Raw genomic sequence first — 24,708 nt, forward strand, 5'->3', positions numbered from 1 at the left:
TGGGCGGAATCGTCCCGGAAACCACGCCCGGAAGGCGGGATTGGGCCGCTGATTGGCCCGATGTGATGAGCCTTCAGGGGCCGTACGAGGTCACAGGAGGCTGAGCTGGACCGGATCGGCGGGCGCGGCCCCGGCCGGGCGTTCGGGGACGGGGACCGCGCGGGCCGCGCCCCGTCGGGAGGGGCCGATGCCGAATTCGGCGGCGAGTTCGTGGACTTGCCGGGTGATCCGGCGCTGGTACCAGGTGGGTGCGTACGAGCCGCCCGCGTACATCCGCTCGTACCGTTCGACGAGGTGGGGGTGGTGAGCCTCCAGCCACGCCGTGAACCACTCGCGGGCGCCCGGCCGCAGATGGAGTACCAGGGGTGTCACGGAGGTCGCCCCGGACTCGGCGACGGCCCGGACGGTGGCCCGCAGCTGCTCGGGCGAGTCCCCGAGGAAGGGGATCACCGGGGCCATCAGCACCCCGCACTCGATCCCGGCGTCGGTGAGGGCGCGTACGGCTCCCAGCCGGGCGGCGGGGGAGGGCGTGCCGGGCTCGACGGTCCGCCACAGGGCGGTGTCGGTGAAGCCGACGGAGACGGAGATGCCGACCTCGGCCACCTCGGCGGCCCGCCGCAGGAGCGGGAGGTCGCGCAGGATCAGCGTCCCCTTGGTCAGGATGGAGAAGGGGTTGGCCCGCTCATGCAGGGCCTCGATGATCCCGGGCATCAGCCGGTAGCGGCCCTCAGTAAGTTGCACACTTCCCTAAGTGGCTCTGACGTGCAAATATGCCCGCCATGAGCACCCAGACGGACGACACAGGCCACCTCATCGACTTGGTGTGCCGGAAGAGTCAGGCGGTCAAGAGCAAGACCGGCCGCCGCGAAATCTCGGTCAGCGCACAGGAGGCCCGAGGCCGCAAGACGGCCGAACTGCTTGGCCTGACGGTTCGCCATGTATGGCGTGAGGTTGGATCGGCCTCCCGCTTTCGCCGGTCCAAGAAGGTCCCCAAGCAGGATCTCGCTCTACAGGCTCTGGACCGAGGTGAAATCGGTGCGCTGTGGGTCTTCCGCCTGGACCGATGGACGCGCCGGGGTGCCGGTGCCATTCTCTCGATCGTAGAGCCCGCAGACGGCCGTCCCCGCCGGTTGCTGGTCGACAACGGCGACGCGGACAACCCCGGAATCGGACTCGACAGTTCGAACCCCCGTGACCGTTCGGAACTCATCCGGCGCGCTGAGGATGCTCGCGAGGAAACCGAGGTGCTGAGCGAGCGGGTGAGGAACACCAAGACGTTCCAGCTCGAAAACGGCGAGTGGCTCAGCGGGGTCGCTCCCTATGGTCTGCGCGTCGTCATGGTCTCTGCCTTCGATGAGGATGGCGAGGAGATAGAGGAGCGGAAGCTACAGCGCGACCCGGAGACGTCCGCTGGTATCCCGGGCGAGCCTCACGTGACCAAGATGGAGATTGCCCGCTTGGTCACGTACGAATGGCCTGTAGCGAGGGTGACCAAACGAGAGATGGCGCGCCGTCTGAATGATCGCGCTGTTCCGTCACCTAGCGGGGGAAATTGGGCGTTCAGCACCGTGGCAAACATGATCGGCAACCCCGCGTATGCCGGGTGGCAGATCACTGGACGCTCGGACAACAGGTCACGGCGAATGCTGTACCTGAATGAAGATGGCGAAAAGGTAAGTGTGATGGTCGGCCCTGCACTGCTTGCCGAGGAGGAGTACAACGAGGCCCAGGCAGCCTCGCGCGGTAGCGGCCCCCCGGCCGACGCCGAGTCATGGAAACCAAAGCATCTGCTCACTGACCTACTCGAATGCTCTGGGTGCAATTCGTCCATGCCCAGCGCCGGAACCTCCTACGCCTGCTGGCGCTCCCGTGCTGGCGGCGTGTGCCCAGCGCCCGCGAGTGCAGCCGCACACAGCGCTGAGGAGTACGTATTTCAGTTTTGGTCCTCCCGTCTGCACGCCAGCGATCCGGAAGACCCTCTGCTGGCAATCGTGGCGGCCCGCTGGGCAGCCAGGAAGGACCCGCAGGCATCCGAGGAGGAGCAGACCGCTAGGGCCGCTCTGGCGGACGCTGAGCGAGTCCTCTCCCGCCTGTGGCAGGACCGGCGGGCTGGTCTCTTTGACGGCCCCTCTGAGCGGTTCTTCGCCCCCCAACTGTCCGAGGCCAACGCGGCAGTTACAGCAGCCCAAAAGGCCCTTGACGGCATTAGCGGAACTGGGCCGGTAGACATCTCGTTCCTGTTGGAACTGGAGGACCAGCGGGAAGCGTGGGAAGCAGCGGACCTTCCGCTGAAACGCGACCTCTTGAGGCTGGCAATCCGACGTATCCGAGTGCATCGGGCGCCCAAACGAGGAGTCCAGTTCGACGGAGACTCGCGTATGGAGATCAACTGGCTTGACGAGCCCGCATGGGAGACGGCTGCATAAGACCGATCAGGGCCCCGTTCGGAGAGATCCGGGCGGGCCCTTTGCTGTACGGCCCAGCAAGCAGCAGCGCTTCAGTTTTGCCATGCCCGTATGTTACCCCCGCCCGCCTGCTGACCCGACGTACGTTGACATATGAAAACTGCCCCTACCGCCGGCTCGGAGAGGGGGGCTTGCTGACCTGCGACTTTTCTAGCCGGGGTCTATGTGGGCGCGTGCGCTGCCGCGAACCGAAGGGCCTCAGCCTAGGGCGTTAATTGCCGATGTGATGAGTGTGCGGGCAGTCGATCCGTAGAAGGCAACCTCTGCCAGGTTCCCAAAAGCCTTGAGGTACAGTGCCACGTCGCTCGGCTGAGTCTCCTTGATAGCGGCCGAAAGAGTTTCCACGTGGACGCGCTGGCCATCAAAAATGGTGAACGTCTCCAATGGCCATGCTTGCCGAGGCGCTGTGAACGGAATGATTCCCAGCGAGATTGAAGGCAGCGCCATCACCGACAATAGATGACCTAGCTGAGCAGCCATTGTTTCGGCGCTGCCGATGCGATACCGCAAGACTGATTCTTCAACCAGCACGGCAAACCGGTGGTCGCCTTCGCGGATTACATGTGATCTGTTCACGCGCGCTGTCACAGCGTCCGACACGTCGTCGGGGGTCCCGCGAAACCGCGCAATGGAGGTCAGCAAGGCAGTTGCGTAACCGGGAGTCTGAAAAAAGCCGGGCACCACATTGGAACAATAGACGTGGAACTGCTGTGTCTGCTCGTAGAGCGGTACGCCCGACTCTTGAAGCCGCCGGAGCCCTGTTCGTTGCAGCCGCTTCCACTGGACGTACATGGAATCCGCTTGCCGGTTGGCGGCGATCAAGTCATCGGCATTTCCCGGCGTGCCGCACGCTTTGCACCAAGCCTTTATGTCGGCGTCGCTGGGAGGTGTCTTTGCGTGCTCAATCCGCGATGACTTGGACTCACTCCACCCGCACCGGACAGCCAACTCACGGCCCGTGATTCCCGCGTCGAGCCTGATTTCCCGCAGCCGAGCAGCTAGGGATTCCCTGGCTTCCTGGGCTTTGGACGAAGGGGATGTCATGAGTTGGCTGTCCGATTGCTCTTAGATCTTGTATTCGCGGTGCGGGATGGCTCGCTGCCAGATCTCTTCGAATGCATTGACGCAGAGCTTCAGCATGCCGGCGTCAGTGCTCAGTTCATCCGTGACGTGACTGCCGTCTCCGGCGAAGTGGTGGAAGCGGATTAGGTTTCCGTCGAAGAGCCAGAAATCATGGGCGGGTACCAGGGAGCCAGTTGCCTGACTACGGGGCAGCCAGCGCACATCTTCGCCAGCAATGACGTTGGCCTGCGTGACGTAGTGCTCCCAGCGGATGTATTCACTGACAGGCTCTGAGATCACGCGGGCGCGACGGATGGCCACACCACGGGCTACGGCATCCGCAATGGTCTGGTGGAACGGATGCCACCAGGATTCGCGGTCGTCCCAGTTAACGCGTTCCCCGCGCTGCCACGCTTCTAGCCGAGGATTGGTGCCGTAGTCATCCCGCATTTCCAAATGGAGGGCGGACTCACGGGTGTTGGCCAGCAGTTCACTGAACGGCGGAACGCTCGACGGCATCGCACGCTTCCCTGATCATCGGCACCATGCGCGCCGGAATCCTGATGACTTCCTCGCTGTCCGGAATTGCTCCCTTGGCCGGACTACTCGCCTCACAGGTCGCGCGGAGTTCAGCGCCAGCCTTCCAGCCCTGCAACACCAGTTCTCCCGACTCTTCATCAGCCCAGACGGTAGGGCAGTGTTCAAGGTCGGTGTTCGGGTCGATCCCAACGAACCGTAGCGCCATGACAGCCTCTCTCCGTTGCGGTTTGCCTGAACTTGCATGGCCCATCCTCCCGTTGCTGCGTGAGCAGTCAAGAGCACCTGCGCTGAAATGGCGTGCAAGCTCATGCAAGTTGATGGAGCCCCGGACGGGCTGCCTTTTAGCGTCGCCATCACCACGACTTCACCGAGGGGACGGCGGGACATGGCGGCAATGACCGAGACCGACGCAAGCCAGCGGGAGTACACGACTTTCGCCCCCTCCGGGGAGACGTGCCCAGCATGCCGGAAGCCGATCAAGAGCCTTGAGCGTTGCCGCCGGGGTGAGGTCGAACGGCGGTCTGCCGGTCCGGCCGTGGTCTATCGGCACATCGACTGTGACGACCCGCAGGGGCTCAAGCGGTGACGGCCCCAGGGACTCTCCAGAGGGCTGGTGGACCGAGCGGGGCGGAGCGCTGGACGTGCGATCCGGAGTCGTCTACTTCCCGCCCGGCAGCAACCCGCCCCCATCTCCCTTCCGTGGCGAGGAGGCGTGAGGGCCGCGCGCGGCTTGGTGGTAGGTCTCGCCTTCGCTGCGTGGGTCTACGTCGTCGCCGTCATCGTGGCCCGAGGCTGGGCCGCCTAACCCAGACTCCCGCCCCGCCAGGGCGGGCCAGCAAGTGCAAGCCCCCACACCATCACGAGTTGAGGAGTAGCAGATGCCCAAGCACGGTGGCGGTACCGGAAGCGGTCAGGGCGGTAGCCAGCAGGACGACAGCAGCAGCGGGGCCAAGCACGGCGGGGGCGGCTCGGACGAGGGCGGCAACACGTCGGATGGCTCGGGCCCCACCACGGGTAAGTAGGCGCTGTGACGACACGCACGGAGGAGGTGGGCCCTTCGGGGCTCGCCTCTGCCCTCGTTTCTTCAGGCGCGCTGCAATCCGGCTGGCTGCCGACGTTCAAGGCCGTACCCCGGGACCTGTTCGTCCCCGACCGCATCTGGCCGGGCATCGCGGACGGCACCCGGCAGAACCCTGTAGTGGACCGAACCAAGGACCCGCACGCGTGGTTTACAGCGGTGTACTCGGACATCCCGCTGACCACACAGTGGGACGACGGTAGCCACACCGGGGACGGCTTGGGGAAGACGCCTTCCAGCTCCAGTTCGCAGCCTCACATGGTGTTCTCGATGCTGGCCGATCTCGACGTGAGGGACGAGCACCTCATCCTTGAGATCGGGACGGGCACAGGCTGGAACTCGGGCCTGCTCGCCCACCGACTCGGCGGGGAGAACGTCGTCTCCATCGAGTTCGATGCCGACGTGGCGAAGGGGGCCAGGGAGAACCATCGCGCCGCTGGAATGTCCCCGCTGGTCATCGTCGGAGACGGCCGGCTGGGGTACCCAGGTCGAGCCCCGTACGACCGGATCATCGCCACGTGCTCGGTCGGACAGGTCCCTTGGGCATGGGTCGACCAGACACGCTCCGGCGGGGTGATCGTGGCCCCGTGGGGGACGCGGTACGGCGGGGAGGCTATCGCCCGGTTGATCGTGGATGGCAGGACGGCGAGCGGGCGCTTCACACGCTCCAGTGCGTTCATGCGTCTACGGCAGCAGCGCCCGAACCGGCCCCCTCATGACACCTACCTCAAGGGGCAGGCATGGCCCGCCGACGGCGACAGGAGCACCACCGTGCTTTCCCCCGCTGAGGTCGGTGGGTGGGTGGAACAGTTCGCCATTGGGCTCCAAATGCCGGAGGCGTTCTGGTCCGTGGAGCGCTACGACGACGGTACGTACACGCTGTGGACGTACAGCACGGACACCACGTCGTGGGCGTCGGTTGACTACGAGCCGGGGGCCGAGTCCTTCGAGGTCGTGCAGTCCGGCCCACGAAGGCTGTGGGACGAGACGGAAGCCGCCTACGTCTGGTGGGAGGGGCAGGGGCGGCCCGGGTTCGATCGGTTCGGTTTGACGGTGGACAGCGACGGGGAACGGGCCTGGCTCGACTCCCCGGACCACCCCGTCCCAGAAGTGGGCTGACATCCCCCTGAAACGCCCCGTCCGTGTGCCTCCACCGAGCGCATGGCGGGGCGATCTGGTGTTTACGCAGGTCAGGTCCACTTTGGGGAGTGAGCAACTGCCCTCGGCGCGCTGGTAGCAGTCGACGTTGGTGCCCATGGCGATGTGCGCGCCGGTCCACCGGCTCGACGCGAGTTCGCGGCGCAGCAGCTCGGGGGCGTTGGTCTTGACGACGATCTGCGAGTCGAAGCCGATGCCGGTGTCGAGGTCGAGGTAGCTGTGGGTCTTGCGTGCGAAGCAGTACACGCAGGCGTGGCTGCAGCCCCTGTACGGGTTGACCGTCCACTCGAACGGCATGCGCGAGGCGCCGGGCACCCGGTTGAGGATCGAGCGGGCGCGGACCTCGTGGAAGGTGATCCCGCGGAACTCGGGGGTGTCGAAGGTCCGCGTGACGACGGAGGCGGCCCTGAAGAGCGCTCCCGACGCATCGGGGGCTCCGGGCCCGCCCGTCAGATTGTCCCAGCGCATGAGCGCCTCCCTCGGTGTCTCGCCCCGAGAATAGAACAAACGTTCCCATGATCGTGCGGGGTCGCCGTCCGGGAGGAGTACGCCGCCGGGCAGGACGCCGGGACGCCCGCCCGCGCTGCCGCCTCCGGCCCCGGATTTGGGCGCTTGCCCCGGAGGTGGTTGGCTTGCCGCGACGACGGACACAACTGCTGGAGGAACAGCTATGGCGCAGGTCGAGGCCACCACGGAGCGGATCATCGCGGCCGACGCGGAGACCGTGTTCGACGCGCTGGCGGACTACACCGGGACCCGGGGGAAGCTGCTGCCCGAGCACTTCAGCGAGTACGAGGTGCGCGAGGGTGGCGACGGCGAGGGCACCCTCGTCCACTGGAAGCTCCAGGCCACCAGCAAGCGCGTACGCGACTGCCTGCTGGAGGTCACCGAGCCGACCGACGGCCAGCTCGTGGAGAAGGACCGCAACTCCACCATGGTCACCACCTGGGTCGTCACCCCGGCCGGCGAGGGCAAGTCCAAAGCCGTGGTCACCACCGTCTGGAACGGCGCCGGCGGCATCGGCGGCTTCTTCGAGCGCACCTTCGCCCCCAAGGGCCTCGGCCGGATCTACGACACCCTGCTGGCCAACCTGGCCGCCGAAGTCGAGGGCTGAGCAAGGCGGTTGCCTTGCCGCGGCACTGCCGCCGCCGACGGCGCCGGGCGGCTCACCGGTTCGGGTGGATTTCCCGGCCGATGTGAGCCCCCGGCCCGGGCGTGCCCCCGGGCCGGAGCGGGCCCGCGCGGCTAGGCTGGAACCCTGCGCGCGAGCGGCGTGGAGGCCTGCGCGGACGTCCTCGTCCGTGTCGGCCGCCCTGCGAGGACGCGCCGTGCGCAGCCGACCGCCCGGGGGGCCCGATGAAGATCCTCGTCTCCGCCGACATGGAAGGCGCCACGGGCGTCACCTGGCCCGCCGACGTCCTGCCCGGCACCCCCCAGTGGGAGCGCTGCCGCCCCATGTTCACCTCCGACGTGAACGCGGCCGTCCTCGGCTTCCTCGACGGCGGCGCCGACCAGGTCCTCATCAACGAGGCCCACTGGACCATGCGCAACCTGCTGCTCGAACAGCTCGACGAGCGGGCCGAGATGCTCACCGGCCGCCACAAGTCCCTCTCCATGGTCGAGGGCGTCCAGCACGGCGACGTCGACGGCGTCGCGTTCGTCGGCTACCACACCGGCGCCGGCTCCGAGGGAGTCCTCGCCCACACCTACCTCGCCAACTCCATCACCGGCGTCTGGCTGAACGGGACCCGCGCGAGCGAGGGGCTGCTCAACGCGCAGGTCGTCGCCGAGTACGGAGTGCCCGTCATCCTCGTCACCGGCGACGACCTGACCTGCGCCGACGCCGACGGCTACGCGCCGGACGCGCTGAAGGTCGCCGTCAAGGACCACGTCTCCCGCTACGCCGCCGTCTGCCGCACCCCGGCCCGTACCGCCGCCGACATCCGGGCCGCCGCCAAGGAGGCCGCGGCCCTCGCCGTACGCCGGGATCCCGTGCGCGGGGGCCCGTACACCGTGGAGCTGGAGTTCGACGCCGCGCACCTGGCGATGGCCGCCACCGTCGTCCCGGGCGCCGAACGCTTCGGGGAACGCAGGGTCGCGTACACCAGCGAGACGATGTACGAGGGGATCCGGACCTTCAAGGCGGTCACGACGGTCGTCTCGGCAGCCGTGGAGGAGCAGTATGGCTGACATGCCCGCAGTCACCCAGGAGTCCCCGGTCGACCAGGTCGCGCTCGACGAAGCCGTCGCGTTCACCTCCGGCCTGATCCGCATCGACACCACGAACCGGGGCGGCGGCGACTGTCGCGAGCGCCCCGCCGCCGAGTACGTCGCCGAGCGGCTCGCGGCGGCCGGCCCGGAGCCGGTCCTGCTGGAGCGCACGCCCGGCCGCACCAACGTGGTGGCCCGGATCGAGGGCACCGACCCCGGCGCCGAGGCCCTCCTCGTCCACGGCCACCTCGACGTGGTCCCCGCCGAGGCCGCCGACTGGAGCGTGGACCCCTTCTCCGGGGAGATCCGCGACGGGGTGGTCTGGGGCCGCGGCGCCGTCGACATGAAGAACATGGACGCGATGGTGCTGGCCGTCGTACGGGCCTGGGCGCGGGCCGGCGTCAAACCCCGCCGGGACATCGTGATCGCCTACACCGCCGACGAGGAGGACAGCGCGGTCGACGGCTCGGGATTCCTCGCCGACCAGTACGCGCACCTCTTCGAGGGCTGTACGGAGGGCCTGAGCGAATCCGGCGCCTTCACCGTGTACAACGGCCCCGGCCAGGCCCTCTACCCGATCGCGGCCGGTGAACGCGGCACCGCCTGGCTGAAGTTGACCGCCCACGGCACGGCGGGCCACGGCTCCAAGCCCAACCGGGCCAATGCCGTCAGCCGGCTCGCCGGCGCCGTGGCCCGGATCGGCGAGTACCGCTGGCCCGTCCGGCTCACCGGTACGGTCGCCGCCTGCATCACACAACTCGCGGCCCTCCAGGGCCTGTCGGTCGACCCGGGTGCCCGCGACTTCGACCTCGACGCGGTCCTCGGCAAGCTCGGCCCGGCCGGACTCCTCGTCGAGGCGACCGTGCGCAACAGCTCCAACCCGACGATGTTCAGCGGCGGTTACAAGCTCAACGTCATCCCGGGCACGGCCACCGCGTACGTGGACGGCCGGATGCTGCCCGGCACCGAGGCGGAGTTCATCGCCACCCTCGACGAGCTCACCGGCCCCGACGTCACCTGGGAGTTCCACCACCGCGAGGTGGCCCTCGAAGCCCCCGTGGACGGGCGGACGTTCGGGATCCTGCGCGAGTCGGTGGAACGCTTCGACCCCGACGGGCACGTGGTGCCGTTCTGCATGGCGGGCGGCACCGACGCCAAGCAGTTCTCCCGGCTCGGGATCACCGGATACGGCTTCTCCCCGCTCAAGCTGCCGCCCGGCTTCGACTACTGGTCCCTCTTCCACGGCGTGGACGAGCGGGTCCCCGTCGACGCCCTGCACTTCGGCGTACGCGTCCTCGACCACGCCCTGCGGACCCTGTGATGGTGACCCTGTGATGGTGAGCCGGTGATGGCGGTGCCGACCGGGCCCTACGGCAGCTGGCCCTCGCCCCTCGACGCGGCCGCCGCCGCCTCGCTCGACGGGCGGCCCGAGTACGTGGGCACCGTCGGCCCCGAGGTGTGGTGGACCGCGCCCCGCCCGGCCGAGGGCGGCCGCCGCACCCTGGTGCGCCGGCCCGCCGACGGCGGCCCCGAAGCCTCGGTGCTGCCGGCCCCGTGGAACGTCCGCAGCCGGGTCACCGAGTACGGCGGCCGACCCTGGGCGGGCACCGAACGGCCTTCGGGTGGGCCCCTGTTGGTGTTCGTCCACTTCGCCGACCAGCGGATGTACGCGTACGAGCCCGACGCGCCCGGCGGCGGCTGCGCCCCGCGGCCCCTGACCCCGCTCTCCGCGGTCGGAGGCGGACTGCGCTGGGCGGATCCCGTCCTGCGCGACGGCGAAGTCTGGTGCGTGCTGGAGGAGTTCACCGGGCCCGCGCCGACCGATGTACGCCGGGTGCTGGCCGCCGTACCGCTGGACGGATCGGCCGCCGAGGACCGGTCGCTCGTACGCGAACTCACCGACGACCGGCACCGGTTCACCACCGGACCCCGGCTGTCCCCCGACGGACTGCAGGCGGCCTGGCTGGTGTGGGACCACCCCCGGATGCCGTGGGACGGCACCGAGGTACGGCTCGCCGAGGTCAAGCCCGACGGGACGCTGACCGGGGTCCGCACCGTACTCGGCGGCCCCGAGGAGTCCGTGGCCCAGGTGGAGTGGACCTCCGGCGGGGACCTCCTCGCCGTGAGCGACCGCAGTGGCTGGTGGAACCCGTACCGGGTGGATCCGGCGACCGGCGAGGCCGTCAACCTCTGCCCGCGCGAGGAGGAGTTCGGCGGCCCCCTGTGGAAACCCGGGCTGAGCTGGCTGGCCCCGCTCCCCGGCGGCACCTCCCGGGCGGAAGGCCCCGGAGGCGGGCTCGTCGCCGTGCTGCACGGCCAGGGCTCCTCCGTGCTCGGTGTCCTCGACCCGGAGAGCGGCGATCTGGTGGACGCCGCCGGACCGTGGACGGCCTGGCAGCCGACCCTCGCCGCGTACGGCAACCGCGTCTACGGGGTCGCGGCCAGCCCGCGCAGCGCCTACGAGGTCGTGGAGCTCGACGTCGAGAGCGGGCACGCGCGGGTGGTCGGCGCGGCCGGGGTGGACCCGGTGGACCCCTCGTACTACCCCGAACCGCAGAGCCGGACCTTCCTCGGCCCCGGCGGGCGGGAGATCCACGCCCACATCTACCCGCCGCACCACCCCGCGCGCCGCGCCCCCGCCGACGAACTCCCCCCGTACGTGGTGTGGGCGCACGGCGGCCCCACCGACCACGTACCGCCCGTACTCGACCTGCACATCGCGTACTTCACCTCGCGCGGCATCGGTGTGGCCGAGGTGAACTACGGCGGCTCCAGCGGCTACGGGCGCGCCTACCGGGAGCGGCTGCGCGAGCAGTGGGGCGTCGTCGACGTGGAGGACTGCGCGGCGGTGGCCCGGGCCCTGGCCGCCGAGGGCACCGCGGACCGGGCCCGGCTCGCCATCCGCGGCGGCAGCGCGGGCGGCTGGACGGCGGCGGCCTCGCTGGCGGCCACCGACCTGTACGCCTGCGGGACGGTCATCTACCCCGTGCTGGACCTGCTGGGCTTCGCGGAGGAGACCCACGACCTGGAGTCCCACTACATCGACGGCCTGGCCGGACCCCCGCAGACCCTGGCCGTACGGTGCCGCGAACGCTCGCCGCTGGCCCGGGCCGGGCGGATCACCGCACCTTTCGTACTGCTGCAGGGACTTCAGGACCCGATCTGCCCGCCGGCCCAGGCGGAGCGGTTCCTGGCCGCGCTGCGGGGGCGGCCGGTGCCGCACGCGTACGTCGCCTTCGAGGGCGAGGGCCACGGGTTCCGGCGGGCGGAGACCATGGTCCGCGCGCTGGAGGCGGAACTCTCCCTGTACGCCCAGGTGTTCGGCATCGAGCGGACGGACGTTCCGCGCCTGGTCCTGGGGCCGAGCCCGGCCGCCGTCGCCGAAGAGCCTGAAGAGCCCTAGCCCGTCGGGAGGTTGAGCCCCGTGTAGATCTGGTTGAGCACGGTGGGCAGCAGGGCCTGGGCGGTGGTGCGCCCGTCCGGGGACAGGGTCAGGTTCGTCCAGATCACGAGCGTGACGTCGTTGACCGGGTCGTGGCCGATGAAGGAGTTGTAGCCCGGGAGTTCACCGCCGTGGTAGTACATCGCGGAGTTCGGGCCGAAGCGCTGGTAGGCGATGCCGTAGCCGTACTTCTGGCCGTCGGGCGCGGCCGGGTCCTCGGCCTGCGGGCCGCGGAGCCACTGCTGTTGGGATGCGGGGTCCAGAACCTTGCCCGTCACCAGGGACCGGATCCAGGTGGCCAGGTCGTCGGCGGTGGAGACGGCCCCGCCGGCGGCGGTGGCGTAGGAGGGGTTCTGCCGGGTGTAGTCGACGGGCCGGAGCTTCCCCGACTGCGCCGCCGCGCGCATCGCGGCGGGGTACGGGTCGTCGGCCAGGGCGTAGACCGAACCGCCGTACATGTAGCCGTGCGCGGCGGGCTCGGGCAGGGACCGGTCGTCGGCGGCCGGGAGCAGCGTCCCCTTCATCCCCAGCGGGGTGAACAGCCGGTCCCGGAACTGCTGGGCCAGGGGCCGGCCGCCGGCCTTCTCGGCGACCAGGCCCAGCAGGGCGTAATTCGTGTTGGAGTACTCGTAGGACGCGTCGGGCGCGAAGTTCGGCGGGTGCCGGAAGGCGATGGCCAGGATCTGCTGCGGGGTCCAGGCCTTGCCGGGGTCGGCGTCCAGCGTCGCCGAGAGTTCGGGGGTGTTGGTGTAGTTGTAGAGCCCGCTGCGCATCTTCAGCAGGTCGGCCAGGGTGATGTGCTCGCCGTTCGGCACCCCCGGGACGTACGCGGACACCGGGTCGTTCAGCCGGAGCTTGCCGTCCTGGGCGAGGAGCATGATCAGTGCTGCCGTCATGGTCTTGGTGTTGGACGCGATCCGGAAGTGGTCGTTCGTGCCCGGCGGTCTCGCCTTGCCCAGCTCCGACGTGCCGACGACGGCCCGGTAGGTGCCCTGCGGGGTGCGCAGCAGCACGACCGCGCCGGGCACCATCAGCTTCTTCGCCGCGCGCTCGACGGTGGTCTGGAAGGCGGCCGGCTCGATCGGCTTCAGGGGCGGCGGGATACGGGTGGGGGCGGGAGCCGTCATCGTCGCCGCGGGAACGGGCGTGGGCGACGGGTCGGCGCGTGCCGTGGCGGCGGCCGCCGCGCCGGGCGCAATACCGCCCCCCGCGATCAGGAGGGCGACGCAGGGCGTCAGCAAGACCGTACGCCGACGTGCTCGGGAGGTCCTCATGCACTCACCCCAGCCCGATTTGGGTGGAAAAGCCCAATTTTAACAGCGAGGCCGGGGGCGGGCCGTGCCGGGCCCGCCCCCGGCCGCCCGCCGGGCCGCCCTACGCCGTGTGCAGCCAGACGCGGAGCGGGCCCAGCGGGGTGAAACCGTGGCGGAGGGCCGTGTCCAGGTCGTCCCCGGACTCGTAGCCGACGACAGGGAGGCCGGGCCAGAGGTCCGCGACCGCCGCGAGGGCGCCCGCCCAGGCCTCGTCGTCGGGGGTGCCGTCCGCCGTGAAGACGTTGGAGAGGCCGACGACCGAGCCCGTACGGTTGGCGGCGGCCCCGGCGAGGATGCGCCCGTCGGCCGCCCGTCCGGCGAGGAAGGCGATCTCCGGCGCGAGCAGCCCCGGGTGGAACAGGCCGGCGCTCTCCCCGCCGCCCCACGCCGCCTCCCAGGCGGCCAGTTCCCCGGCGTCGGCGACGCGGGCCCAGGTCAGGGCGGGGGAGGACCCGGCCGCAGCCGACGCCGCCGGAGCGTCCCCAGGCCGGTGGATCCACTCGGCGCCGAACAGCACCTCGAAGCCCGCCGGAGCCAGATCCAGCGCGGCGAAGCTGTCCTTGACCGAGCAGCCGGGGGACTCGGTGTCCATGCCGGCCAGCAGCGCGTCCGCCGAGGCCTCCCGGGTCAGGGTCACGCCGTCGGGGTAGTACATCGGGGTGCGGCGCGCGCTGGTCCACGCGTCGGCCGCGAACGCGCCGCCGCCGCTGACCGCCGCGCACCACTCGGCGTTGTTGTGTACCGCCGCGCGCAGCAGTTCTTCGGTGTTCAGGTCGATGATCACGCGGAGAAGGGTGCCACAGCTCATAACCTGGGCGGATGTCATTTTCCGCGTACCTCCGCGAGGGGGAGCACGTCGGGCTGCGGCCCTTCCGGCTCGCCGACGGCCCCGAGTTCACCGCACGCGTGCACGAGAGCCGCCACCTGCACCACCCCTGGCTGTCCCCACCGGCGACGATCGAGGAGTACGAGGCGTACGCGACCCCGCTCATCGAGGGCGCCGACCGGGTGGGATTCCTGGTCTGCGAGCGCGGGACCGGGGCCATCGCGGGCTTCGTCAACATCAACAACGTCGTCCACGGGGCCTTCGACTGCGGTGCTCTCGGCTACGGAGCCTTCGCGCACGCCGCCGGGCGGGGCCTGTTCCGGGAGGCGCTGGGGCTCGTCGTGGCGCAGGCCTTCGCCCCCGAGGACGAGGGCGGCCTGGGGCTGCACCGGCTGGAGGCCAACATCCAGCCGGGCAACGCGGCCTCCCTCGCACTGGTCCGCGGGGCCGGGTTCCGCCAGGAGGGGTTCTCGCCGGACTTCCTCTTCGTCGACGGGGCCTGGCGCGACCACGAACGCTGGGCGATCACCGCCGGCATGCCCGGCGCGTAGCGCTCCGGCCAGGGCTTTGCGTAATCCTGACCGGTGGTGATCCGCGGAACCCCTGTGCACCGGCCGCCCCTGCGTGTTCCATTTCCTGCATGGCCACCACCGTCCGCCGCGCCGTACTGAACCTGCCCGCAGCCCCGTTGGGCCCCGAGAACCCCCTGCCCGTCCTGGGCGCGCCCGCCGACGCGCACACGCTCGACGACCTCCCCCAGCTACCGCTGGGAGGTGCCCCCAGGCGCGAGGGGCTGCCCCGCGACATGGCCCGGCAGATCGGGTACGAGCCGCTGCGCTCGCTGCTGCCCGTACGACTGCGGGACGGGTACCAACGGCGCAGGCAGGACCGCGAGTTCGAAGCCGTCGTCATCGAGAACGCGCACCTGCGGGTCACCGTGCTGCCCGGGCTCGGCGGACGCGTCCACTCACTCGTGCACGTGCCCACCGGCCGTGAGCTCCTCTACCGCAACCCGGTGTTCCAGCCCGCCAACTTCGCCCTCAACGGCGCCTGGTTCTCGGGCGGCATCGAGTGGAACATCGGCGCCACCGGCCACACCACCCTCTCCTGCGCCCCGCTGCACGCCGCACTCGTACCGGGGCCCGACGGGGGCGTGATGGTGCGGCTCTGGGAGTGGGAGCGGCTGCGCGACCTGCCGTTCCAGGTGGACCTGTGGCTGCCGCAGGACTCGGAGTTCCTGTACGTCGGCGTCCGCGTCCGCAATCCGCACGAAAGGGCCGTCCCCGTGTACTGGTGGTCCAACATCGCCGTCCCGGAGGACCCCGGCACCCGCGTGCTCGCCCCCGCCGACGAGGCCTGGCACTTCGGGTACGAGCGCGCGCTGCGCCGGATCCCCGTACCGCGGTGGGAGGGCGAGGACCGTACGTACCCGCTGCGCAGCGAGTACCCGGCCGACTTCTTCTACGAGGTCCCGGACGGGGCCCGGCCGTGGATCGCCTCGCTGGACGCCGAGGGGCGCGGGCTCGTCCAGACCTCCACGGGCCGGCTGCGCGGCCGCAAGCTGTTCGTCTGGGGCTCGGGGGAGGGCGGCCGGCGCTGGCAGGAGTGGCTGACCGAGCCCGGCACCGGCGGCTACGCCGAGATCCAGGCCGGCCTCGCCCGGACCCAGCTGGAGCACGTACGGCTGGAGGCCGGGGCGGAGTTCAGCTGGCTGGAGGCGTACGGACCGCTGGCCGCGGACCCGGGACCGGTGCACGGCCCCGACTGGGCGGCGGCCCGGTCCGCCGCGGAGACGGCCCTGGCGGGCGCCCTGCCCGCGGAGCGGGTCGAGGAGGCGTACGAGGCGTGGCGCGGGTCCGCCGACACCGAGCCCGGGGAGCGGCTGGCGGAGGGCTCGGGGTGGGGCGCGCTGGAGGTGCTGTGCGGCGGGCACAAGCTGCCCGGCACCCCCTTCCCTGAATCGGGGCTCGGCGAGGCCCAGGCGCCCTGGCTGGAACTGTGGCGCACCGGTGTCTTCCCCGCCCCGCGGCGGGTGGCGCCGCCGGGGCCCAGCCTGGTCGCCCCGCACTGGCGGGACATGCTGGAGACGGCCCCGGCGGATCCGCTGACCGAGTACCACCTCGGCGTGGCCCAGTGGCGCGCGGGCGATGTGGCGCAGGCGGTGCGCAGTTGGGAGCGCGGGCTGGCGCTGGCGCCCTCGCGCTGGCCGCTGCTGCGCTGCCTGGCGGTGGCGGACGCACTGGCCGGCGACCCGGCGCGGGCGGCGCAGCGGTACGCCGAGGCCTTCGAGGACCTGGCCGAGGAGAGCCGGGGCGGCGAGCCGTGGACGGCCGCGGAGTCGGCGCTGGGGCGGGAGGCGATGACGACGCTGCTGGCGGCCGGTCGTCTGCCGGCGGCGCGGGCGGTGTGGGACCGGCTGCGGCCGGCGCTCCGCGAGGAGGGGCGGTTCCGTCTGCTGGCCGCGCGGCTGCTGGCGGCGGAGGGGCACGTGGGCGCGGCCCGCCGGGTGTTCGAGGACGGCTTCGAACTCCCGGACCTGCGCGAGGGCGATGAGATCCTGTCGGAGGTCTGGTCCCGCATAACGCACCGGCCGCTCCCCGCGTCGTACAACTTCCGCATGCGCCCGCCGACGTAGAGCCGCCCGCGGGGCCCGGGCCGCGTGGCCCGCCCGCGGGGCCCGGGCCCGGCTCAGGCCCGGGCCAGGATTTCGCCGTTCAGGACCGAGAACCAGGCGTCCGGGGACGCGCCCCAGCGGTGCCAGGCCTCGGCGGCGGCGGCCAAGTCGGCCGGGGTGGCGTGGCCGGCGTCCGTCGCGAGGGACGCGTACGCCGAGGCCGTCGTACGGTCCGCCCACAGGGAGGACCACCACGAGGTCTCCTCGGCGGTGGCGTAGCACCAGGCCGTCGCCGACGAGGCGACCTCCGTGAACCCCGCCGCCCTCGCCCACGACAGCAGGCGGCGTCCGGCGTCCGGTTCGCCGCCGTTCGCCCGGGCCACCCGGCGGTACAGGCCCAGCCACTCGTCCAGACCCGGTTCGGCCGGGTACCAGGTCATCGCCGCGTAGTCGGCGTCCCGGGCGGCCACGATCCCGGCCGGCCGGCACACCCGCCGCATCTCGCGCAGGGCCCGGACCGGGTCGCCGACGTGCTGGAGCACCTGGTGGGCGTGGACCACGTCGAAGGAGTCGTCCGGGAAGTCCAGCGCGTGGACGTCCGCGGTGGCGAACGTGATCGCGTCGGCCAGGCCGCGCTCCCGCACGTACTCCGCGGCCTGCTCCAGGACGTCCCGCGCCGCGTCGACCGCCGTGACCCGGCCGCCCGGCGCGACCAGTTCCGCCAGGTCCGCCGTGATCGTCCCCGGACCGCAGCCCACGTCCAGGACCGACATCCCGGGCCGCAGCTCGCCGATCAGGTACGCCGCCGAGTTCGCGGCGGTGCGCCAGCGGTGCGAGCGCAGTACGGATTCGTGGTGCCCGTGCGTGTAGACGGCGGTTTCCTTCGTCTCCTCGGTACCCATGAGCCGACTCCTCCTCGTCGTCGAAGCGATGTGATCACCGTAGGGGATCAGTTCGGTGGATGAGATATGCGTTTTGACATGTGGACATCACCCTTGCGTGGGAAGGGGAGTGGGCGGGTCGGTGGCAGGGGGAGGGAGGCGCGAGGACAGTGGGCTCCAGAGATCCGGCCCCCTGGCAGAGGACGGTGAGAGCCATGCCGGACACGCTGCTCGAACAGCACGCCGAGGCCCTGCGGCTCTTCGGAGAGCGGGTGCGCGCCATCGAGGACGGCCAATGGGGCGCCCCGACCCCCTGTACGGAATGGACCGTCCGCGACCTGGTCAACCACGTCACCGGCGAACAGCTCTGGATCCCGCCGATGCTCACCGACGGGCGCACCATCGAGGAGATCGGCGACGCGCTCTCCGGCGACGTGCTCGGCGAGGACCCGGCGGGCGCCTGGGAGCGGGCGTCGGGCGCCGCGCACGCCGCGTTCACCGCGCCCGGGGCGCTGGACCGCACGGTCAGACTCTCGTACGGGCCCGCGCTGGGCCGGGCGTACTGCGCGGAGCTGACCGCCGACTGCGTCGTGCACACCTGGGACCTCTCGCGGGGCATCGGCGCCGACGACCGGCTCCCGGACGGGCTGGTCGAGTTCGCCCTCAAGGAGGTCATGCCGTACGCCGACGGGCTCGCCGCCAGCGGCTTGTTCGCCGCGCCCCTGGACGTGCCGGCGGGTGCGAACGCCCAGACCCGGCTGCTGGCCCTGGTGGGCAGGAAGGGCTGAGCCCTCCGCCGCCCGCCGGGGGACGACAACAGGCGTACCCCCGTGAACCGCCGTATAAAGGGCATGGCTGATCGGGTCGGCGGTAGGCGTACGGAACGGGGAAGGCGGGGCGAGGTGTCCGGGATGCAGCGCACGGCGGAGGGCCGCGGTCCGGTCCGCTACGGGCCGCCCGCGCCCCAGCCCGGCCTGCCCGTGCTCCCCGAGCTCACCGCCGTGATCGCCGCGGCCGCCGAGCGGTCCGCCCCCGAACCCCCGGGCGGCGGGCAGCCCGTACGCGAGGCCGCCTGCCGGCACTGGGGGCGGCGCGGGCTGCCCACCGCGCCGGAGAACGTGGCCGCCGGGCCCGGCGCGCCCGCCCTGCTGCTGGCACTGCTCGGCGCGTACGGGGGCGACGTGATGCTGCCCCGACCCTGTCCCGCATGGTGGACCCCGCAGGTCCGGCTGCTGGGACGGCGGGCCTACCACGTGCCGACCCCGGCCGAGTGCGGCGGCATCCCGGACCCGTACGCCCTGCTGGAGACCGTACGGAGGGTGCGCGCCGAGGGCGGCGACCCGCGCGTGCTGCTGCTGTCGGTGGCCGACGACCCGACGGCGACCGTGCCCCCGCCCGAGATGCTGCGCGAGGCCTGCGAGGCCGCAGGGGACGCCGGATTGTTCGTCGTCAGCGACGAGAGCTGGCGCGACACCGTCCACCGGCCGCACGAGACCCTCGTCCTGAGCCCGGCCGAGATGCTGCCCGACCAGGCCGCCGTACTCCTCGACCTGTCCGGGGCGCTGCTGCCCGCCGGGTGGCCGGCGGCCGTGGTCCGCTTCCCGGGCACCCCGCGCGGCACCTGGCTGCGGGCCCGCACCCTCGACATCCTCACCGCGACCGGGGCCATGGTCGCGGGGCCGGTCGCCGGGGCCGCGGCGTACGCGCTCGACGAACCGGACGCCGTCACCGGGCGCGCCTACGCCGCGGCGGCGCTGCACGGGGTGGTCGCCGCCGCGGCCCACCGTGAGCTGCTGGCCGTGGGCGCGCTCGCCCGGCCGCCGCAGGCCGGGCGCCACCTGTACGCCGACCTGACCCCGCTGCGCGCCGGGCTGGCCCGGCAGGGGGTCCGCGACGCGATGGAACTGGAGGACTACCTGGGCGGCCGGCTCGGCGCGCCCACCCCGGGCGGGCAGCGCTTCGCCGACGAGCTGGGCGCGCTGCGGGTCCGCCTGTCGACGGGCCCGCTGCTCGGCGCCACCCCGGAGGAGCGGCTCGCCGCGCTCACCGCACGCGACCCCCTCGGCCTCCCGCACGTACGGGGCTCCCTGGACCTCCTCGGATCGGTCCTGGCCGCACTGAGCTCCTGACTTCCCTACTTCCGCCCGACGCGACGAGCCCGCTGTGCGGTGAACGGAGAGCTCTTGATGAGGGATCAGACGGAAACCCCCGCACCCCCGGGCCCCGCGCCCACCGACCCCTCGCCCACCGACCCCTCGCCCACCGAACTCGCGCCCGCCGACCTCGCCCACGCCGCCCTGCCCGCCGCGGTCCGCCCGGCGGGCACCGGCCGGCGCCGAGCGGCGCCGCGGCCGTTGGGGGAGGTGCGCAGCTGGCCGCGCTCCTTCGCCGATCGGCTGACCACGCCGCTGCCCGGGCTGCGGGCCTTCGCCCGCCTCGCGCGCGAGGGCGCGTTCCGGCCCGGCCCCGACGGGCTGCGCGGCATCCCCGACCTCCCGTACGCCCCCGCCCCGCTGCCCGCGGCCGGCCCCGGGACGCTCTGCGCCACCTGGGCGGGCCACGCCAGCTGGGTGCTGCGGATCGGTGGGCTGACCGTACTGACCGACCCCGTCTGGTCGCGGCGCATCCTCGGCACCCCGGCGCGGATGACCCCGGTCGGCGTGTGCTGGGAGGAGCTGCCGCCGGTGGACGCGGTGGTGATCAGCCACAACCACTACGACCACCTCGACGCCCCCACCCTCAAGCGGCTGCCCCGGCACACCCCGCTCTTCGTCCCGGCCGGCCTGGCCCGCTGGTGCCGGCGCCGCGGGTTCAGCCGGGTCACCGAGCTCGACTGGTGGGAGTGCGCGGAACTGGGCGGCGTACGGTTCGACTTCGTCCCGGCGCACCACTGGTCGAAGCGGTCGCTGCTCGACACGTGCCGGACGCTGTGGGGTGGATGGGTGCTGAGCGATGTGCGGTCCGCCGAGACGCCGACGCCGGGGAAGGTGTACTTCGCGGGGGACACCGGATACGGGCACTGGTTCGGGGAGATCGGGCGGCGCCATCCGGGGATCGACCTGGCGCTGCTGCCGATCGGGGCGTACGCGCCGAGGTGGTGGCTGAGGGATGTCCACGCCGATCCGGAGGAGGCCGTTCAGGCCTGCCGGGACGTGGGGGCGCGGCGGATGGCGCCGATGCACTGGGGCACGTTCGTGCTGTCGGCGGAGCCCGTGACGGAGCCGCTGGAGCGGGTCCGGGCGGCATGGGCCCGGGCCGGGCTGTCCCGGGAGGACCTCTGGGACCTCCCGATCGGCGGTTCGCGCGCGCTGCGACCCTCGGGGTCCGCCGTCACCGGGTGACGCGCTCGTCGGCGAGCCGGCGGGCGACGCGGTGGGGGCGGGGCGCTGCTCAGAAGCCGAGACCTCCGGTAGCGAGGATCATGGCCCGCCCTACTTGCTCCGCAGGCTGCCGAGCGCGTCGGGGTCGTTCTCCAGGGCGGTGGCCGCCGACTTCCAGCCGGTGTCCCCGGGGGAGAGGGCGCTGCGCAGGAAGGCCGTGGTGAGCCGCTGGATCAGGGCGACGCGCGCGGGGCTCTCGTCGGTCGTCTCGGCGACCTCGTATCCGGGGATGCCGCCGAGCGAGTGCTCCGCGCCGAAGAGGGTGAGCAGGCTCTTGTCCGCCGGGCTGTGGGTGTAGGGGTCGGTGAACCAGTCCGGTCCGCGGGTGGAGAGCGCGGAGTCGTCGTTGTCGCCGGCGACGACGAGGGCCGGAGTCGTCATGGTGCCGAAGGACGGGTTCATGAAGGGCAGGTTCTCGGCGGCGAACGGGGTGAGGGTGTCGCCCAGGCCGGGCAGGGCGAGCAGTACGCCCGCCGTGACGCGGGGGTCGGACATGTCCTCGCCGGGAACGCCGTCGGCGTCCAGGACGCGCGCGCCGAGGAGCGTACTGGCGCTCTGCGCTCCCCAGGAGTGCCCGGCCACGGCGATACGGCTGTGGTCGACGCGGCCGCCGAGGCCGGGTACGGAGGCTTCCAGGACGTCGAGCCCGTCCAGTACCTGCTTGAGGTCTTCGACGCGGATCCGCCAGATCCGCGGCGTACGCGGGTCCTCGTGCGGAATGCCGAGCGTCCGGGAGTCGAGGTGGGTGGGCTGGACGACCACGAAGCCCTCGGCGGCCCAGTGGTCCGCGAGCGGGGCGTAGCCGTTCATCGACCAGCCGAAGCCGTGCGAGAAGACGATGACGGGCAGATCGCCGCCGGTGGCGGGGGCGGACACGCGGACCTGGAGGTCCTCACCGCGGCCCCTCGGGGCGGGCAGGACGACCGGCTTGGCGGATACCACCGCGGTGGGCGCACCCGCGGACCGCGGCGCGCTCACGGAGTTCGGGTCGGACATGGAAGTGCCTTCCTTCGGGTGTCTTCGCATGCGCGGTCCGGTGCGGGCGGCCTGGCAGGCGGCACGCCGGTCTGCCATCATGGGCCGAACCGGAACCTTGCTCCGCTAACGATACGGAGCGCTGTTCCGCTTTGCAAGGTCGGTGAGGGAAGGAGTGCCGCGGTGAGCGACAGCGGCCAGAACGCGGGCGGCGCGGCCAAGCGCAAGGACGCCCGGCGCAACCAGCAGACCCTGCTGGACGCGGCGGCGGCGGTCTTCGTCACCTCGGGCGTCGAGGCGCCCGTACGGGACATCGCGGCCAAGGCCGGCGTCGGCATGGGCACGATCTACCGGCACTTCCCCACCCGGGCGGACCTCGTCATCGCCGTCTACCGCCACCAGGTCGAGGCCTGCGCCGAGGCCGGACCTGCCCTGCTGGCGGCCGGCCCCACCCCCCACGCCGCCCTCGGGCAGTGGGTGCGGCTCTTCGTCGACTTCCTGGTCACCAAGCACGGGCTCGCGGCAGCGATGCAGGCCGACAACACCGGCTTCGAGGCACTGCACGCCTATTTCCTCGACCGCCTCCTGCCGGTCTGCACCGAGCTCCTCGACGCCGCCGTCGCGGCGGGCGAGATCCGCGCCGACCTCACCGCGTACCAATTCATGCGCGGCATCGGAAACCTCTGCATCGGCGCCGAGACCGACTCCCGCTACGACGCACGCCGACTGGTCGAACTCCTCGTCGCGGGACTGCGCCAACAGCGCTGACCCGGACGGCCACCGGGCCGGGGTGCGTCACCGGCTCCGCAGCCGGCGCCATACCGGCGGCGCCCCGCTGATCAGCAGGGTCACGGCCACCGCCAACGCCACGCCCTTCCACGGCTCCGAGAACAGGGAGCCGCCCAGGATCCCGATCAGGCAGTACGTCGCCGCCCAGGCGAGGCAGGCCGGGGCGTCGCCGCGGGCGAAGCGGCGCAGCGGGAGCCGGGCCAGCAGGCAGGCCAGCATCACCGGGATCCGGCCCGCCGGGACCAGCCGGGAGACCACCAGGACCAGTACCCCGTGCTCGTCCAGCTTCCGCTGCGCCTGGGCCAGCCGCTCGGGCGTCGCCCGCCCCCGCAGCGCCTCCAGCCACCGAGAGCCACCCCGGGACCGCACCCCGCGCTGCCCCAGCCAGTAGAGGGCCAGGTCCCCGGCGAACGCGGCCACCGCCGCCACGCCGAACACCAGCAACACCCCGAACGGAAGCGACTGCTGGTGGAACGCCACCACCGCCGCCGTGCTCACCAGCGCCCCCGTCGGGATCACCGGTACCAGCGCCCCCAGCGCCACCAGCAGGAACAGCGCCGGGTACCCCACCGCCCGCCGGGTCGTCTCCGGCGGCACCTGGCCGACCGCCACCGCCACCCCGAGCCCGAGCCCGTGCCCGAAGCCGTGCCCGAGCCCGTGCCCCGTCACGGCAGCCGCACCCGTTCGCCGTGGCCGGGCACCCGTACCGTCACCTTCGGTGCCAGCTGCCGGGCCCGCCGTACGAACTCCTCGCCCGGCGAATGGAATTCGTGTGGCCGCACCGCGTCCAGCCCGATCGGCCAGTACGTCCCGTAGTGCACTGGCACCGCCGCCGCCGGCGCCAGTTCGGCCAGCGCCCGCGCCGCCCCGCCCGGATCCAGATGCCCCGGCCCCAGGTACGGGCCCCAGCCGCCGACCGGCAGCAGGGCCACGTCCACCGGCCCGACCTCCTCGGCCATCGCCGCGAACAGCCCGGTGTCACCGGCGAAGTACGTTCGCGCCGAGCCCTGGACCACGTACCCGAGCGCCGGCGCGAGCCGCGGCCCGAACGGCAGCCGCCGCCCGTCGTGCCGAGCGCTGACCGCCCGGACCCGTACGCCCGCCCGTACGCCGACCTCGTCGCCCGGGACCACCTCCGTGACGGGCAGCCCGCGCGCCGCCGCGACCCGCGCGAGCCCCGGCACGGCCCGGCGCGCCCCGCGGGGCACCAGCAGGCGGGTCCCGGGCGCCAGCCGGGCCAGCGAGGGCAGGTGCAGATGGTCGGCATGGAGGTGTGACACCAGCACCACGTCCGCCTCGGCCGCCTCCGGCGGGGGCAGCGCCCCGCGCCGCCGCCGCAGATGCGCGAGCCGCCGGGCGAACAGCGGGTCCGTCAGCAGCCGCACCCCGGAGTCCTCGACCGTGCACGTGGCATGGCCCCACCAGGTGATCTCCACCGGCACCCGGCCTCCCGTCGCTCGTGCGTACCCCTTGGATCCTGCCCCGCCGATGCGGGCCGAACCGATGGCCGCCACCCCCTCCTCCCGGGCGGCGGATCGGAGTAGGGTCGGGCGGCATGGATGAGCTGCGCGTGGCCGCTATCGCCAGCCTGGCCCCGCTCGAGGATCTGGACACCGACCCCTTCGCCGTCGACACCCGCAGTCAGCAGGCCATGTGCGCACGCTGGGCGGCCGACCAGGGCTACGTCGTGACGAGGACGCTGCTGTTCTACGGACTGCGCGCCAACCACTGCGGGCTCTGGTGCGACGTGGAGGCCGGGCAGGTCGACCTGTTCGTCGCCCCCAACCGCCGGGTCCTGGCCCGCGCGCTGCGCTCCGTAGAGGAGTTCACCGCCGAGTGCGAGCGGCGCGGCGTACGGCTGGAGACCGCCGGGCTCGCCGAGCCGCAGTACACCTCCGCCATGAAGGCCGAGGTGCACCGCCGCCTGTCCATGCCGACCGCCGGCTACGACGGCACGTAGCCGTAGCCGTAGCC

At 72.2% G+C, this 24,708-nt stretch carries 23 protein-coding genes and 2 pseudogenes; 14 read left to right on the forward strand and 11 right to left on the reverse strand.

The annotated features are described in order from the left end of the window. Window positions 1-90 precede the first annotated feature (90 nt). Window positions 91-738, reverse strand: a pseudogene (locus OG509_RS30060) (radical SAM protein); the annotation flags it as partial. A 41-nt stretch (window positions 739-779) separates the two neighbouring features. Here OG509_RS30060 and OG509_RS30065 point away from each other — a divergent pair. Beyond that, complete coding sequence (locus OG509_RS30065; protein ID WP_406185722.1) at window positions 780-2,426, forward strand: recombinase family protein; 1,647 nt, start codon at window positions 780-782, stop codon at window positions 2,424-2,426. 237 nt (window positions 2,427-2,663) lie between these two features. Here OG509_RS30065 and OG509_RS30070 read toward each other — a convergent pair whose 3' ends face one another. From OG509_RS30070 to OG509_RS30080, 3 genes are read right to left on the reverse strand one after another with little or no spacing between them, the layout of a single operon-like run. Next, window positions 2,664-3,509, reverse strand: a complete 846-nt coding sequence (locus OG509_RS30070) for a helix-turn-helix domain-containing protein (RefSeq protein WP_406185723.1) — start codon at window positions 3,507-3,509, stop codon at window positions 2,664-2,666. A 21-nt stretch (window positions 3,510-3,530) separates the two neighbouring features. Next, complete coding sequence (locus tag OG509_RS30075; protein WP_406185724.1) at window positions 3,531-4,046, reverse strand: DUF6879 family protein; 516 nt, start codon at window positions 4,044-4,046, stop codon at window positions 3,531-3,533. Further along, window positions 4,018-4,272, reverse strand: coding sequence for a hypothetical protein (locus OG509_RS30080; protein ID WP_388095565.1), 255 nt, complete (start codon window positions 4,270-4,272; stop codon window positions 4,018-4,020). Before OG509_RS30080 ends, OG509_RS30075 begins: the two co-directional genes overlap by 29 nt. Before the next feature lie 673 nt (window positions 4,273-4,945). On the opposite strand from OG509_RS30080, the gene OG509_RS30085 reads away from it, so the two are divergent. Together OG509_RS30085 and OG509_RS30090 are read left to right on the forward strand one after the other, a co-directional pair. Next, window positions 4,946-5,089 carry a hypothetical protein gene (locus OG509_RS30085; RefSeq protein WP_199917921.1) on the forward strand — a complete coding sequence of 48 codons (144 nt, stop codon included), beginning with the start codon at window positions 4,946-4,948 and terminating at the stop codon, window positions 5,087-5,089. A gap of 5 nt (window positions 5,090-5,094) precedes the next feature. Beyond that, the gene (locus tag OG509_RS30090; RefSeq protein ID WP_406185725.1) at window positions 5,095-6,264 is read left to right on the forward strand and encodes a protein-L-isoaspartate(D-aspartate) O-methyltransferase; all 1,170 of its coding nucleotides are present in this window, start codon (window positions 5,095-5,097) and stop codon (window positions 6,262-6,264) included. A gap of 87 nt (window positions 6,265-6,351) precedes the next feature. Here the strand turns inward: OG509_RS30090 and OG509_RS30095 are convergent. Next, window positions 6,352-6,771: pseudogene (locus OG509_RS30095) on the reverse strand (radical SAM protein); the annotation flags it as partial. 202 nt (window positions 6,772-6,973) lie between these two features. Between OG509_RS30095 and OG509_RS30100 the strand changes: the two are divergent. The 4 genes from OG509_RS30100 (at window position 6,974) to OG509_RS30115 (ending at window position 11,917) form a co-directional block, all read left to right on the forward strand. Further along, window positions 6,974-7,417: an SRPBCC family protein gene (locus OG509_RS30100; RefSeq protein WP_053689660.1), complete on the forward strand. Its 444-nt coding sequence runs from the start codon at window positions 6,974-6,976 to the stop codon at window positions 7,415-7,417. A gap of 242 nt (window positions 7,418-7,659) precedes the next feature. Beyond that, a complete protein-coding gene (locus OG509_RS30105) occupies window positions 7,660-8,493 on the forward strand; it encodes a M55 family metallopeptidase (protein WP_406185726.1) in 834 nt (277 codons plus the stop codon). After that, window positions 8,486-9,835: a M20/M25/M40 family metallo-hydrolase gene (locus OG509_RS30110; protein ID WP_406185727.1), complete on the forward strand. Its 1,350-nt coding sequence runs from the start codon at window positions 8,486-8,488 to the stop codon at window positions 9,833-9,835. The genes OG509_RS30105 and OG509_RS30110 overlap by 8 nt, the downstream gene beginning before the upstream one ends. A 27-nt stretch (window positions 9,836-9,862) precedes the next feature. Next, complete coding sequence (locus OG509_RS30115) at window positions 9,863-11,917, forward strand: prolyl oligopeptidase family serine peptidase (protein ID WP_406185728.1); 2,055 nt, start codon at window positions 9,863-9,865, stop codon at window positions 11,915-11,917. Here the strand turns inward: OG509_RS30115 and OG509_RS30120 are convergent. Both OG509_RS30120 and OG509_RS30125 read right to left on the reverse strand, forming a co-directional pair. Next, entirely contained in the window at window positions 11,914-13,230 is a 1,317-nt protein-coding gene (locus tag OG509_RS30120; RefSeq protein ID WP_406185729.1) for a serine hydrolase domain-containing protein, read from the reverse strand. The two genes, OG509_RS30115 and OG509_RS30120, sit on opposite strands and share 4 nt — an antisense overlap. 100 nt (window positions 13,231-13,330) lie before the next feature. Beyond that, window positions 13,331-14,077 carry a hypothetical protein gene (locus tag OG509_RS30125; RefSeq protein ID WP_406187721.1) on the reverse strand — a complete coding sequence of 249 codons (747 nt, stop codon included), beginning with the start codon at window positions 14,075-14,077 and terminating at the stop codon, window positions 13,331-13,333. Window positions 14,078-14,088: 11 nt separating this feature from the next. On the opposite strand from OG509_RS30125, the gene OG509_RS30130 reads away from it, so the two are divergent. Then, entirely contained in the window at window positions 14,089-14,646 is a 558-nt protein-coding gene (locus tag OG509_RS30130) for a GNAT family N-acetyltransferase (protein WP_406185730.1), read from the forward strand. An 89-nt stretch (window positions 14,647-14,735) separates the two neighbouring features. After that, window positions 14,736-16,730, forward strand: coding sequence for a DUF5107 domain-containing protein (locus OG509_RS30135; protein WP_406185731.1), 1,995 nt, complete (start codon window positions 14,736-14,738; stop codon window positions 16,728-16,730). Window positions 16,731-16,783: 53 nt separating this feature from the next. Here OG509_RS30135 and OG509_RS30140 read toward each other — a convergent pair whose 3' ends face one another. Further along, window positions 16,784-17,611, reverse strand: a complete 828-nt coding sequence (locus tag OG509_RS30140; RefSeq protein ID WP_406185733.1) for a methyltransferase domain-containing protein — start codon at window positions 17,609-17,611, stop codon at window positions 16,784-16,786. Window positions 17,612-17,805: 194 nt separating this feature from the next. Here OG509_RS30140 and OG509_RS30145 point away from each other — a divergent pair, with 194 nt between their 5' ends. The 3 genes from OG509_RS30145 (at window position 17,806) to OG509_RS30155 (ending at window position 20,931) form a co-directional block, all read left to right on the forward strand. Beyond that, the gene (locus OG509_RS30145) at window positions 17,806-18,378 is read left to right on the forward strand and encodes a TIGR03086 family metal-binding protein (RefSeq protein ID WP_406185734.1); all 573 of its coding nucleotides are present in this window, start codon (window positions 17,806-17,808) and stop codon (window positions 18,376-18,378) included. Window positions 18,379-18,501: 123 nt separating this feature from the next. After that, window positions 18,502-19,719, forward strand: a complete 1,218-nt coding sequence (locus tag OG509_RS30150) for an aminotransferase class I/II-fold pyridoxal phosphate-dependent enzyme (protein WP_406185735.1) — start codon at window positions 18,502-18,504, stop codon at window positions 19,717-19,719. A 57-nt stretch (window positions 19,720-19,776) separates the two neighbouring features. Beyond that, entirely contained in the window at window positions 19,777-20,931 is a 1,155-nt protein-coding gene (locus OG509_RS30155) for an MBL fold metallo-hydrolase (RefSeq protein ID WP_406185736.1), read from the forward strand. Between the two features lie 90 nt (window positions 20,932-21,021). On the opposite strand, the gene OG509_RS30160 is transcribed toward OG509_RS30155, so the two are convergent. After that, the gene (locus OG509_RS30160; RefSeq protein WP_406185737.1) at window positions 21,022-21,966 is read right to left on the reverse strand and encodes an alpha/beta hydrolase family protein; all 945 of its coding nucleotides are present in this window, start codon (window positions 21,964-21,966) and stop codon (window positions 21,022-21,024) included. Window positions 21,967-22,128: 162 nt separating this feature from the next. Here OG509_RS30160 and OG509_RS30165 point away from each other — a divergent pair, with 162 nt between their 5' ends. Then, window positions 22,129-22,713, forward strand: a complete 585-nt coding sequence (locus tag OG509_RS30165; protein WP_406185738.1) for a TetR/AcrR family transcriptional regulator — start codon at window positions 22,129-22,131, stop codon at window positions 22,711-22,713. A 27-nt stretch (window positions 22,714-22,740) separates the two neighbouring features. Here the strand turns inward: OG509_RS30165 and OG509_RS30170 are convergent, their stop codons facing one another. After that, the gene (locus OG509_RS30170; RefSeq protein ID WP_406187722.1) at window positions 22,741-23,352 is read right to left on the reverse strand and encodes a DedA family protein; all 612 of its coding nucleotides are present in this window, start codon (window positions 23,350-23,352) and stop codon (window positions 22,741-22,743) included. A 47-nt stretch (window positions 23,353-23,399) separates the two neighbouring features. Beyond that, on the reverse strand, window positions 23,400-24,176 hold the full coding sequence (locus tag OG509_RS30175) for an MBL fold metallo-hydrolase (RefSeq protein WP_385585854.1): 777 nt from the start codon (window positions 24,174-24,176) through the stop codon (window positions 23,400-23,402). A 113-nt stretch (window positions 24,177-24,289) separates the two neighbouring features. Between OG509_RS30175 and OG509_RS30180 the strand changes: the two genes are divergently transcribed. Beyond that, the gene (locus OG509_RS30180) at window positions 24,290-24,694 is read left to right on the forward strand and encodes a hypothetical protein (protein ID WP_406185740.1); all 405 of its coding nucleotides are present in this window, start codon (window positions 24,290-24,292) and stop codon (window positions 24,692-24,694) included. The last annotated feature ends 14 nt before the right edge of the window (window positions 24,695-24,708 follow it).

It is taken from the genome of Streptomyces sp. NBC_01006 (assembly GCF_045162725.1).
Taxonomy (GTDB): Bacteria; Actinomycetota; Actinomycetes; order Streptomycetales; family Streptomycetaceae; genus Streptomyces.

Excerpts from the sequence above, each read along its gene's own strand:
- OG509_RS30065 (WP_406185722.1), top strand. The coding sequence starts at position 780 with ATGAGCACCCAGACGGACGACACAGGCCACCTCATCGACTTGGTGTGC.
- OG509_RS30070 (WP_406185723.1), bottom strand. The coding sequence starts at position 3,509 with ATGACATCCCCTTCGTCCAAAGCCCAGGAAGCCAGGGAATCCCTAGCT.
- OG509_RS30075 (WP_406185724.1), bottom strand. The coding sequence starts at position 4,046 with ATGCCGTCGAGCGTTCCGCCGTTCAGTGAACTGCTGGCCAACACCCGT.
- OG509_RS30080 (WP_388095565.1), bottom strand. The coding sequence starts at position 4,272 with ATGGCGCTACGGTTCGTTGGGATCGACCCGAACACCGACCTTGAACAC.
- OG509_RS30085 (WP_199917921.1), top strand. The coding sequence starts at position 4,946 with ATGCCCAAGCACGGTGGCGGTACCGGAAGCGGTCAGGGCGGTAGCCAG.
- OG509_RS30100 (WP_053689660.1), top strand. The coding sequence starts at position 6,974 with ATGGCGCAGGTCGAGGCCACCACGGAGCGGATCATCGCGGCCGACGCG.
- OG509_RS30105 (WP_406185726.1), top strand. The coding sequence starts at position 7,660 with ATGAAGATCCTCGTCTCCGCCGACATGGAAGGCGCCACGGGCGTCACC.
- OG509_RS30110 (WP_406185727.1), top strand. The coding sequence starts at position 8,486 with ATGGCTGACATGCCCGCAGTCACCCAGGAGTCCCCGGTCGACCAGGTC.
- OG509_RS30115 (WP_406185728.1), top strand. The coding sequence starts at position 9,863 with ATGGCGGTGCCGACCGGGCCCTACGGCAGCTGGCCCTCGCCCCTCGAC.
- OG509_RS30120 (WP_406185729.1), bottom strand. The coding sequence starts at position 13,230 with ATGAGGACCTCCCGAGCACGTCGGCGTACGGTCTTGCTGACGCCCTGC.
- OG509_RS30125 (WP_406187721.1), bottom strand. The coding sequence starts at position 14,077 with ATGAGCTGTGGCACCCTTCTCCGCGTGATCATCGACCTGAACACCGAA.
- OG509_RS30130 (WP_406185730.1), top strand. The coding sequence starts at position 14,089 with ATGTCATTTTCCGCGTACCTCCGCGAGGGGGAGCACGTCGGGCTGCGG.
- OG509_RS30135 (WP_406185731.1), top strand. The coding sequence starts at position 14,736 with ATGGCCACCACCGTCCGCCGCGCCGTACTGAACCTGCCCGCAGCCCCG.
- OG509_RS30140 (WP_406185733.1), bottom strand. The coding sequence starts at position 17,611 with ATGGGTACCGAGGAGACGAAGGAAACCGCCGTCTACACGCACGGGCAC.
- OG509_RS30145 (WP_406185734.1), top strand. The coding sequence starts at position 17,806 with ATGCCGGACACGCTGCTCGAACAGCACGCCGAGGCCCTGCGGCTCTTC.
- OG509_RS30150 (WP_406185735.1), top strand. The coding sequence starts at position 18,502 with ATGCAGCGCACGGCGGAGGGCCGCGGTCCGGTCCGCTACGGGCCGCCC.
- OG509_RS30155 (WP_406185736.1), top strand. The coding sequence starts at position 19,777 with ATGAGGGATCAGACGGAAACCCCCGCACCCCCGGGCCCCGCGCCCACC.
- OG509_RS30160 (WP_406185737.1), bottom strand. The coding sequence starts at position 21,966 with ATGTCCGACCCGAACTCCGTGAGCGCGCCGCGGTCCGCGGGTGCGCCC.
- OG509_RS30180 (WP_406185740.1), top strand. The coding sequence starts at position 24,290 with ATGGATGAGCTGCGCGTGGCCGCTATCGCCAGCCTGGCCCCGCTCGAG.